The sequence below is a fragment of the Spirosoma profusum genome, assembly GCF_014699005.1.
Lineage (GTDB): Bacteria > Bacteroidota > Bacteroidia > Cytophagales > Spirosomataceae > Spirosoma > Spirosoma profusum.
This window is the reverse complement of the sequence record NZ_JACWZY010000081.1, coordinates 1-10,281: the sequence shown is the minus strand read 5'-3', so window position 1 is coordinate 10,281 and position 10,281 is coordinate 1. Positions and strand designations below refer to the sequence as shown.

10 protein-coding genes and 1 pseudogene are annotated in these 10,281 nt (G+C 48.8%); 7 read left to right on the top strand and 4 right to left on the bottom strand.

Annotated features, from left to right (window positions below; all coding sequences use genetic code 11):
• Nucleotides 1–130 precede the first annotated feature (130 nt).
• Entirely contained in the window at nt 131–610 is a 480-nt protein-coding gene (locus tag IC229_RS35180) for a TlpA family protein disulfide reductase (RefSeq protein ID WP_317171706.1), read from the top strand.
• Nucleotides 611–870: 260 nt separating this feature from the next.
• Here the strand turns inward: IC229_RS35180 and IC229_RS35175 are convergent, their stop codons facing one another.
• Both IC229_RS35175 and IC229_RS35170 read right to left on the bottom strand, forming a co-directional pair.
• On the bottom strand, nt 871–1,530 hold the full coding sequence (locus IC229_RS35175; protein ID WP_190893738.1) for a hypothetical protein: 660 nt from the start codon (nt 1,528–1,530) through the stop codon (nt 871–873).
• Between the two features lie 266 nt (nt 1,531–1,796).
• Nucleotides 1,797–2,126, bottom strand: a complete 330-nt coding sequence (locus IC229_RS35170) for a hypothetical protein (protein WP_190893736.1) — start codon at nt 2,124–2,126, stop codon at nt 1,797–1,799.
• 142 nt (nt 2,127–2,268) lie between these two features.
• Between IC229_RS35170 and IC229_RS35165 the strand changes: the two genes are divergently transcribed.
• Nucleotides 2,269–3,495: an IS256 family transposase gene (locus IC229_RS35165; RefSeq protein ID WP_190893734.1), complete on the top strand. Its 1,227-nt coding sequence runs from the start codon at nt 2,269–2,271 to the stop codon at nt 3,493–3,495.
• Nucleotides 3,496–3,781: 286 nt separating this feature from the next.
• Here IC229_RS35165 and IC229_RS35160 read toward each other — a convergent pair whose 3' ends face one another.
• Entirely contained in the window at nt 3,782–4,354 is a 573-nt protein-coding gene (locus IC229_RS35160; RefSeq protein ID WP_190893733.1) for a recombinase family protein, read from the bottom strand.
• A gap of 543 nt (nt 4,355–4,897) precedes the next feature.
• Here IC229_RS35160 and parS point away from each other — a divergent pair.
• The 5 genes from parS to IC229_RS35135 all read left to right on the top strand — a co-directional run bounded on the left by parS (nt 4,898) and on the right by IC229_RS35135 (nt 8,903).
• A complete protein-coding gene (gene parS, locus IC229_RS35155) occupies nt 4,898–5,389 on the top strand; it encodes a type II RES/Xre toxin-antitoxin system antitoxin (protein ID WP_317171705.1) in 492 nt (163 codons plus the stop codon).
• 3 nt (nt 5,390–5,392) lie between these two features.
• Nucleotides 5,393–5,926, top strand: coding sequence for an RES family NAD+ phosphorylase (locus IC229_RS35150; protein ID WP_190893731.1), 534 nt, complete (start codon nt 5,393–5,395; stop codon nt 5,924–5,926).
• Nucleotides 5,927–6,117: 191 nt separating this feature from the next.
• Nucleotides 6,118–6,816: a helix-turn-helix transcriptional regulator gene (locus tag IC229_RS35145; RefSeq protein WP_190893729.1), complete on the top strand. Its 699-nt coding sequence runs from the start codon at nt 6,118–6,120 to the stop codon at nt 6,814–6,816.
• 109 nt (nt 6,817–6,925) lie between these two features.
• On the top strand, nt 6,926–7,789 hold the full coding sequence (locus IC229_RS35140; protein WP_190893727.1) for an NmrA family NAD(P)-binding protein: 864 nt from the start codon (nt 6,926–6,928) through the stop codon (nt 7,787–7,789).
• Nucleotides 7,790–7,976: 187 nt separating this feature from the next.
• On the top strand, nt 7,977–8,903 hold the full coding sequence (locus tag IC229_RS35135; protein WP_190893725.1) for an NAD-dependent epimerase/dehydratase family protein: 927 nt from the start codon (nt 7,977–7,979) through the stop codon (nt 8,901–8,903).
• A gap of 72 nt (nt 8,904–8,975) precedes the next feature.
• Here IC229_RS35135 and IC229_RS35130 read toward each other — a convergent pair.
• Nucleotides 8,976–10,257 (bottom strand): annotated as a pseudogene (locus tag IC229_RS35130) (IS3 family transposase).
• Between the last annotated feature and the right edge of the window lie 24 nt (nt 10,258–10,281).

Below are 10,281 nucleotides of genomic sequence, written 5' to 3'. Positions count from 1 at the left end.
GAGTGTAATTTTGAGCATGGCAGAGGAGATGAAAGGTCCTCTAAAATACACTAAAATATTTGCTTAACCCCTTAAAACGAACGTAGCAGTAGAAAATCCATTTAGCCGAGACAGATTAACCGACTACCGGATTGAAAAAAACTATAATCCAGCTGAAGAGCTAACTACTAATGAATTATTACCAATCGGCTCTAAAGCACCTACTTGGCGTTTACCCATGATTAGCGGTAAGACACTATCCTTAGAGGAGTTAAAAGGGAAGCTTGTCATTCTAGACTTATGGTTCAAAGCCTGTGCTCCCTGTCAAAAGCAGATGCTTTCCTTACAAGCCTTGCATGAAAAATATAGCGCTGATAAAGTGATGATTGTGGGCGTTAACACCATTGATGATCCACGAAAAGATAGGCTAGCCTTATTTCTAAAGAACCGACTGATCACCATGCCTAGTGTCTACCAGGGTGATTCGATCCAAGCGCTCTATAAGGTCCATGGTTCACCCGCTTTATTCGTGATTGATAAGCAAGGCACTATCATTTATACAGCGAGTGGCTATTCCCCTACCTTAGTCGAGGAGGTTGACCAGCTTCTCGCCAAAAAATTGAGGCAGTGAGCTTGACTAGAAAAGCCGGTCGAAAAAATATCACTGAGCTAACTCCACTTTTTGTTCTATTCACAGAACGGTAGTTGTAAAACGAGCAAGATAAAAGTACAAACATTCTGCTATCGGCGCGTCTTATGAAACGCCCGAATTATTGACACTCTTTCATCTCAGGAGGGCGGGATTTGTGAGATTAGACTTGCCACATTTTCAGACAAATGTTACTGATATTTTTTTGGCCAATCAACGATAGTAAGTCCAGACAGAGTTAGCTAATCAATTCGTACCTCCATAAACGTTAACCCCTCTGTAACGGTAAACTTTTTATCCACCAACACCTGACCGTTGTCCATCAATGCGGCAATCCGGTAAGGGCCAGGGATAGCGCCTTCAAAATTGATTTGGGGTAATGTCCTACCCTTTTCAATCCTAAGACGGCCACCTGGTGATACTCGGTTGCCATGGGCGGTTTTCAGAAGAGGCAAGCTGGTCATGCTGCCCGTCGGTTCGACCAGGTAACTAACCGTTCCACTACTAGGCAAATCATTGCTGATGAGTAATTGATTGGTTTGCTGGGCCGTTGCCGAATCTTGTTTACTCATGATAATACCTAGCCGGAATTCGGCCTTAGGGCTAGGTTTGTTGACAAAACTCACGGGTAAGGTCACCGTATGGTAGCCCTTACTGGCAAACGAAACAGACGTGGCCGAGAGCGGTAGTTGGAGGAAAAACGTCCCGTCCTTATCACTGTGCCCCAATGCGATTTTGTCTGTACCCGACATGGTAAATGCCTCAATGGGTAGGTAGGCTGCGGTGGTGATGTCGAAACAATGTCCTGAGACTTGAATGGCGCCGGGCGTCTGGATCGTCTCAGATTGGTGGTCTATATTCCCCATCCAATAAAGTGCGAAACAAAGTAGAAAGGTTGGCATAAACGAGTGCATGATGTAGCGAGTTATTTTGTTCGAGTATTGCTATATGATGCAAGACCCTATTAGAATCCATAAAATTCGTTTTATGACCGTTCTATAAGTGAACAATAGGTTAGCCAAAGTTCGGAACATCAGGCTAAATACCGCTTCATTAAACGCCCCATTTTTTGAGCAGATGCATGAACGCTCGTTCATCTCATGTAGGGGGGAACAGGGAGCATTACTTGAACTGATACTGCATATCCAGACTAACAGTACTTGTTATTTTAGGCACTAACGAGGTGAATGCAAAACCACTCACGTCCTTTGCCTGGTTCGTTTTTGTTCGTTTTACCGACTACTTTTACCTGAAGGCTATAGCCACCACCGTTCGTTGGCAGTAGCGTTTGAGAGATGCTACTGATATTGGTGGGTGTATTTATAAATTGACCATAGTCAGCCTTCATGCCAATTAATAGCGTATTCTTAGAAAAATCGATGGTTGGCAGGGGCGTTGTATACGAACAAGGGAAAAAGGCTTGATACGTACGCTCATCGTTGATGGTTCGAAAAACAATCGGTTCAGACTTATACGTTAATCCATACCACTGATTCAATAAACAAGTAACGTGGGACGAACGAAACCCTACATTTACTTGATTGAAGGAAGGGGCCACGTTGGCCACAGGGTCAGGATCATTTTCGACGAGAGTGTTCAGTAAAGTGTGTCAAGTTGGGATTTGCTAACTTGATAATCAAATGAAAACAGAAGGGAAAGAACAATTCGATTATGACGCCTTCCGCCAACAAGCCATTGAGCGGATGCCGGCTGGCGACAAAGAACTCACGGGCAAAAATGGCGTCTTAGCCCCAATGCTAAAAGATCTGCTTGATGCCGTCTTATCGGGCGAGATGCAAGCCCATGTCGAACAGCATCGGCCCAATCGACGTAACGGCAGCAAAGCGAAAACGGTCAAGACCGATCACGGTCCAATCAGTGTTGACGTGCCTCGTGATCGCGAGGGCAGCTTCGAGCCTAAGTTGATTGCCAAACGGCAGACCACTTTAGGCAAAGGACTCGACAATCGGATTCTCTCGCTCTATAGCAAGGGCATGTCCTACGAAGATATCCAGCATCACCTGGACGACTTGTACGGCTTACAGATCAGCACCGGCCAGTTATCAGCCATCACCGACAAGGTCTTGCCTCTGGTTGAGCAGTGGCGCTCACGGCCACTGGAAGCCGTCTATGCATTCGTCTGGTTAGATGCCGTTCATTTCAAAGTCCGCCAAGACGGTAAAGTTGTCAGCAAAGCAGCTTACAATGTCTTAGCGGTTGATTTACAAGGCCGTAAAGACCTGCTAGGCATCTATCTTGGTGATGCGGAAAGTGCTCGTTTCTGGCTATCAGTGTTGACCGACCTACAAAACCGAGGAGTACAGGACCTACTGATTACGTCCATTGACAATTTGAAAGGCTTTGGCGATGCCATCGAAACGGTCTTTCCCCAAGCTGACGTGCAGCTCTACCTGGTCCATCAGGTACGCAACTCCCTGCGCTACGTAACCAGCAAAGATCAAAAAGAAGTAGCCACTGACCTAAAGCCAATCTATCAGGTTTCCACCTTGGCCAGTGCCGAGCAGAAGCTGGCTGCTTTTGCTGACAAATGGGGGCAAAAGTATCCGCTGGTTGTAGAAAGTTGGCAACGAAACTGGACGCGGCTAACTCGTTTTTTTGAGTATCCAGCCGCCATTCGTAAGGTTGTTTACAACACCAATACGGTTGAGGGTTTTCACCGCCAAATTCGGAGCGTGACTAAGTCAAAAGGGGCGTTTTCATCCGAAACTGCTTTGATAAAACTGCTCTATTTGACCACACAACGCATCATTGAGACTTGGACAATGCCTCTGGCCAACTGGTCACTGACAGTGCAGCAACTAGCTATTTTATACGGTGAGCGGGTTAAGCCGTTTTTGAGGGTTTGAAAAAATGACACACTTCATTGAACATTCCCTTTTCGACAGCGATGGGTTGTTTGCAACCCACTAAGGAAGTAAGTAAACAAACGAAAAGTAGAACAGGTGCAGTTTTCATTGTTGCGTTCAGTTTTGAATGTAACGCTAACATTACTAAGCCATTATAATTTTTTATTAAAGCTATTCAAAGTAGGTTAACTATGACTTAAAGTGTAATTCTAGTCTAGTATTATATTTATGTATCATAATACCGTCTCTTTATTCGCCCATATTTTGAAGCAATATCATTTATGAATCAACTGTTATTTTTCCTCTGCCAAGCCAAATACCGGTAAACCGTTGCTCGGCTGAGATTAAATAACTGACCAATCTCCGGAATCGTATGCGTCTTGAGGGTATGTATAGACTTAACAGCCCTTGCCTTTACTTGGGCTTCCGCTGAGAGTCCTTTCGGACGGCCGCCTATTCTTCCCCTAGCCTTCGCTGCGGCCAAACCAGCTTTGGTTCGTTCTCGGATCAGATCACGTTCAAATTCAGCCAGGGATGCAAACAGGTTAAACACTAAGCGACCTTGTGCAGTGGTGGTATCGATGGCATCATTCAGACTACGGAAACCAATTCCTTTGGTCTGAAAGTCGTTGACCAGTGTGAAGAGTTCTTTTAATGACCTGCCCAGCCGGTCAAGCTTCCAGACAATGACCGTATCATTTTCGCGCAGAATTTCCAGTAGCTTTTGAAGTTGCGGTCTTACTTTAGCCGAAGAGACTTTCTCCTGGAAAATCTTCTCACAACCTGCTTTTTTCAGGTCATCTAGTTGCAAGTTCAGGTTTTGATCTTGTGTAGAAACGCGGGCGTAGCCGAATAGCATACTATTATCTCAATACAGGTAAGGGAGCGAATAAGTCCGAACAAATAGCGGCTAACCATGCACTACATAAGAGAATCAGTAGGGGTGGGGCTGCTTGATAAGCCATGGCCTTAACTATAGTTTTTTGAGTAGATGAGTTTAGTAGTCAGCTGGTTGCACCTGTTTGGAAAACTATATACTATTCCCCAATTTCAGAAGCAGACCTAAAAAATTATTTGCTCTGGCACTAGCATTGTAAGAGATAATATGGAGATTTCAGATGCCTTTACCGCGCTACGGTGACCACCGGTCATTCTTGCTGAATAGATGACTAATTATCTGTTGGTCGCCGGTTCGACGGAAAGGGAATTAAGCGGGGCCCGCCCGATGGTGGTCAGTTTAGTGAAGGATAATAAAATTGCTGATTCTATAATATAGCTGGAGACCGCCGGGACGCGGTCGGTATCACCGAAATTCGTTACAAGACCACCTACAAACTTTTTTTTAGCTGAATGAGTTATAGCTACGTAAAATGTCAGTAACGTTGCTGACAAATTGTTACTTGTGAAAGTGAAAGCAACTACCGAGAAAGATCGCAAAGTTAGGCCGGGCGCTAAAAACAGTAGCACACAAAAACCTATTTTTGAGGCAGCTAATACCATAGTGCGCATCTTACCCGAGCGAACCGGTCCCTTCGAACTCATTGCCCAGTCGCGTTCAGGGATGTCCCATGCCGAAGTGCGACAACTGGCTTCTTTATTAGAGCTGACGATTCGGGAGTTAGCAATCCTGCTATCGATGAATGAGCGAACGATGGCTCGTCGTTTAGTGAGTGGCTCCTTGAATAAGGTGGAATCTGAACGACTCCTGCTGCTCAAAGCCCTGGCGGCCCATGGCCTGCGCGTGTTCGAAGATCAAGGTAAGTTCAACCGCTGGTTGCGCCGCCCCCTAGAGATCTTGGAAAGTCAATCCCCCCTACAACTGCTGGACACGGCTACTGGCTTTCAAGTAGTGGACCAGATCTTAGGTCGCATTGAGTATGGCGTTTACAGTTAAGCAATGCCTTTAGTCTACCGTATCCAAAAGAAGCAATTCATTGAGTCAGTGCTCACGGGAGAAGGGGCTCGTTTGAACGGTGGTCGCTGGAATCCACCGGGTACTCCCTTAGTCTACACGTCGATGACACCGGAGTTGGCTTTACTAGAAACGCTGGTGCACTTAGATGGTACACCAGTGCGCGATTTGCCGCCGTTTGTACGGGTGAGCATCGAGCTACCGGAGGCCATTGAGGAGATCCGACTATCTGAGCTGCCTACCGGTTGGGATGCGCTTAAATATCCCGAAAGCCTACCGCAGTTTTTACTACCCAAGCTAATTCCTAGCTATCCCGCCTTGGCCTTTGCCATTCCGTCGGTGATTGTTAGGAACACGCCTTCGCGCAACATCCTGATCAACCCTTTGCACCCGCTGATGAGTCAGGTGAAGGTGTTGGAAGTAGTGGATCATGAGTTCGATGAACGATTACAGAAACAGGCTGAGAGGCCAGCGGTTTCTACCACTCGGGTTATTAAGAGCCAAAGGCGGTCTACTTAAATTTACTACCCCTTCTCAGTGCTTATGTGGTAAAACGGCTCAGATCGTTCACGAATACAAGCGTATTTTGAGAATTTGAAAATACAGGAGTTACTCGCTAGAAACGACCCTTTCAGACCCGTTGCCCTGTTCACTAGCATACGACGGTTTTCAGCGAGTACTTTTAGCCGGTGCTAAGCGTATAGATCTATATGGCCGATTCAGAAACAAAGCGACTGGCCCGGTTAGTCGCCATCCAGACCCTTTTGCAGACCAAACAACTAACGACGGCCACGGAACTGGCCAGCCGATTTACGGTCAGCGTGCGCACCATCTACCGCGACATGAAGACCCTCGAAAGCGCTGGGGTGCCCATCCTGACCGTGGAGGGAAAGGGCTACGCGCTCGTGGAAGGGTATCGACTACCGCCTGTTTCATTTACCCAAGCCGAAGCCAACGCCCTAATTACCGTCGAACACCTCATCCAGGCCAATCAGGATACATCGTTGGTGCAGGCCTACGGGCAGGCCCTGGCCAAGCTCAGGGCCGTTCTACGCCAGCCCACCCAACAGAAAGCGAACTTGCTGGCTTCCCGCCTGAAGGTGTATACCCACACCCATGTCCAGCTTAAAAGTCAACATCTGGCCACCCTGCAAAACGCCCTGACGGCCTTTCTGCGGGTGCGTATCGATTACAGAGCGGCTTCGGGGGAGTTGTCCCACCGAACGTTGGAACCCTTCGCTTTGCTACTGAGCACCCAGGAGAACTGGTTGCTGGTGGGCTGGTGTGGGCTGCGCAGTGCCTTTCGCATCTTTAGGCTTGACCGCATCGAGCAGCTTGAGGTGCTAACCGAGACGTTTACCCCCCATTCCCTCACGTTAAAACAGTATTTTGAGACCTTGCGTGAATAAACCTAGCTACCCCTGACATACTCTTGTCGCAGAGGTAGTATAGCTTTGCCAAAGCCGCCGCTATTGGTCGCTTTCGCTCAACTAGTTAACTCATTAAACGCACAACGCCATGTTCATTATTTTGGGAGCTACCGGCCATGTCGGATCGGCGGTAGCTCAATCCTTGTTAGACCAAGGAGAGGCCGTCACCGTTATTACGCACGATGCTAAGAAAAAGCAGAAGTGGCAACACAAAGGGGCAACCGTCGCCCTAGCGGACGTCCACGACGCCGACCAGTTGCACAGGATCTTTCAGCAGGGCAAACGTCTGTTCGTGTTAAACCCACCCGCCCCAATCACGACCGACACCGCCCAGAAAGAACGCCAAAGTATCCAATCGATTCTGGCGGCCTTGATGGATTCAGGGATTGAGAAGATTGTGGCCCAATCCACCTATGGGGCGCAGCCCGGCGAGCGGGTAGGGGACTTGGGCGTGCTGTACGAACTGGAGCAGGGCTTACGGAAAACGGGTATCCCCACCAGCATCATCCGGGCGGCCTACTACATGAGCAATTGGGACACGGCCCTGGCTACAGCCCAACAGGCCGGCCAGGTGCCTACGCTGTACCCGCCTGCGTTCACGTTACCGATGGTCGCTCCTCAGGATGTAGGCTCGGTGGGCGCAGCTCTGTTACAGGAACCGGTTCAAAAAACCGGCTTACACTATGTCGAAGGACCCCAACGCTACTCGTCGGCGGATGTGGCCGCGGCCTTTACTGATGTGCTAGGCAAAGACGTTGAAGCGGTCGCAACTCCGCGTGAAGCCTGGGCCGCTACCCTACAACAGCGGGGCTTTTCGCAACAGGCGGCCGAGTCGATGGCCACGATGACGGCCATTACCCTGGATCAAACCTACGAGCTACCTAATGCGCCTATTCGTGGGACGGTCACCTTGCAGGCCTACATCTCGGCCCTAGTCAAACCGGGGGAGTAAGGCGCTGGTAAGCGAAGCTGACCGATAAATCAGCTTTTCTGACCAAATCGTGTGTCGTTTCAGGAGCGATGGCACGTACGGTACCAAATTTAGTTTGTACAGTACGCGCCCGTTCCTTCCCCTAGTAGCACCCGCTACCAGTAGTTAGATTCTTTCGTAGATTGACGCGTCATCAACCCCCATCCTTATGCATGTGTTTGTTACCGGTGCCACCGGCTTTGTTGGCAGCGCCATCGTCGAGACCCTATTGGCCCAGGGTCACCAGGTCACCGGCTTAGTGCGCGACTTGGCCAAAGCGCAACCACTTATTGAACAAGGCATGATCCCAAAACCGGGGGAGATGGCTTCTGCTCAAACCTACCTGCCGGTAGTGCCTACCGTCGATGCCGTCATTCAGGCCGCCCAGTTGAGTGTGAAGGGCCGCTTTACCAACGCCAGTAAACACCGGATCAACCAGGCCGACCAACACATGACGCTGGCGCTGGCCCAAGCCTGTCTACACCATAACAAACGACTGGTCTATACCAGTGGTTGCTTCAACTATGGCGATCATGGTGCCACCTGGATCGATGAGACCGCCCCGGCTATACCCTCTCCGTTGGGCGAAGGCCATGCAGTGGTGGTCGCCCAACTCCTGGAGCTGCACCACCGGCAAGGACTTAACGTCATCATACTGAGTCCCGGTTTTGTCTACGGCCCCGGCGGGTTGTTCAAGGCTTCTTTCTATGACACCTTAAAGAAGGGTCAACTACGGGTCTTCGGTAAAGGAGACAACTATTGGAGTCCGATTCATGTCCAGGATTTGGCCCATGCTTTTGAGAAATCCCTCGTAAAGGGAAAAGCCGGACAAGTCTACAACATTGTGGATGATGAGCCGCTGCCCCTTCGCCAACTCGTCAATCACATAACAACCAGCCAAGGGATGAAGCCAGTAGGTAGTATCCCGCCTTGGCTGATTGGGCTGTTGATTGGTCGGCCGCTGGTACAATCGCTAACTAGCTCGTTTCGGGTCAACAACCAGAAGGCCAAACAGGAACTGGACTGGAAGCCGGCTTATGCCCATTTTGAGCAAGGAATTATCGGGGTATTATCTGCCTTGGACACGCCAATATGATCGTTATCATGGATCTACCTTTACCGACGTCAAAAGGTGAAGTGGACTTGCAACAAAACACTGGACAAATTTTTAAGCAACATTTTGCCGTTGCCCGTTATAATACTCAATCGGGGAAAGATAGCCCAGCGCCGAATGCCTCCGTTGCCGATTGTACCATACTTCAATATATTCAAAAACAGACTGTTTAGCCATAGTTTGCGTTTGAAATTCCTGCTGATACACCAACTCCGACTTGAGGCTTTTGAATCGGATCGCCGAAGCGAAAGCTTTCAGCTACGGCATTGTCCCAACAGTTACCTTTCCCACTGCATCGGCAGCCCGGTCATACTTTGTAGAACCATTGGGTGTTTTTTCAGCAGTTTTGTAAAGGCATGACAAGCATACTGCACTCCTCGATCTGACCGGGCCGCCGGAGCGGTGAAAGATTAAGTCCCGCTCGATAGGCCGGTTTTTAAGGGCCATCTGCCAAGCCGGAATGGTTGTTTCAGTAGCTTTCATGGACTTACTTAAAGCCCAACCGCTCCGGCGGCCCGGCAATCACTTTCCGATCATACAAGTCCATAATCATAGTCAGGTAGAGCCAGCCTTCACCGGTCCGGATATAAGTCAGATCCGAAACCCAAGCCTGACCCGGCTTGGGGGGATTGAATTGGCGGTTCAAATGGTTTTCAGCCACTGGGTAGGTGTGCTTAGAATCCGTCGTGGTGACCACGTACTTCTTCTGGGTAACACTTTTCAGATTCGCTTGTTTCATCAGTCTGGCCACACGGGGCCGCGATATTTTTACGCCCTGAGCATTTAGATCCTGCGTAATTTTGGGACTCCCATACCGACCTTTACTGGCGGTGAATAAGCTACTAATTCGCTGGATAATAGCTTGATTTTCAGTAGTCCTTTTGGCAGGTCGTTGGGCAAGCCAATAATAATACCCACTGCGGCTTACCTTCAGAACTTTACACATCGTCTCAACGGGAAAATCGGTTTGGTGAGCCTTTATAAATCCGAATATTTCACGTCGCCCTTGGAGAAGATGCCGACTACCTTTTTTAAGATATCGCGTCGCTTCGGCGATCCGATCCAATTCGGCCTGTTTGAGCTCCTTTTTCAGTCGCGCTATTTCTTGTTGTTCCAGACTTGACTGGACTCGGTTGAGGGCGGGATTGGCTTGAGTACCTACTCGTTCACTACGCCAGCGGGTCAGAATTTGTGGGGTTATCCCCAACTCTTGAGCGGTTGCTTTTAGAGATCCTTTTGCCAGTGAGAGCTCCACAGCCATCTTCTTGAATTCTTGGTCGTACTGTCTTAGCCCCCTGAATGGTTGGACAAAATTGTAAAAACAGTTTAGTCCTATTACATTCAGAAATCATGAGCAAAA

Excerpts from the sequence above, each read along its gene's own strand:
- IC229_RS35145 (WP_190893729.1), top strand. The coding sequence starts at position 6,118 with ATGGCCGATTCAGAAACAAAGCGACTGGCCCGGTTAGTCGCCATCCAG.
- IC229_RS35160 (WP_190893733.1), bottom strand. The coding sequence starts at position 4,354 with ATGCTATTCGGCTACGCCCGCGTTTCTACACAAGATCAAAACCTGAAC.
- IC229_RS35150 (WP_190893731.1), top strand. The coding sequence starts at position 5,393 with ATGCCTTTAGTCTACCGTATCCAAAAGAAGCAATTCATTGAGTCAGTG.
- IC229_RS35175 (WP_190893738.1), bottom strand. The coding sequence starts at position 1,530 with ATGCCAACCTTTCTACTTTGTTTCGCACTTTATTGGATGGGGAATATA.
- IC229_RS35140 (WP_190893727.1), top strand. The coding sequence starts at position 6,926 with ATGTTCATTATTTTGGGAGCTACCGGCCATGTCGGATCGGCGGTAGCT.
- IC229_RS35165 (WP_190893734.1), top strand. The coding sequence starts at position 2,269 with ATGAAAACAGAAGGGAAAGAACAATTCGATTATGACGCCTTCCGCCAA.
- IC229_RS35135 (WP_190893725.1), top strand. The coding sequence starts at position 7,977 with ATGCATGTGTTTGTTACCGGTGCCACCGGCTTTGTTGGCAGCGCCATC.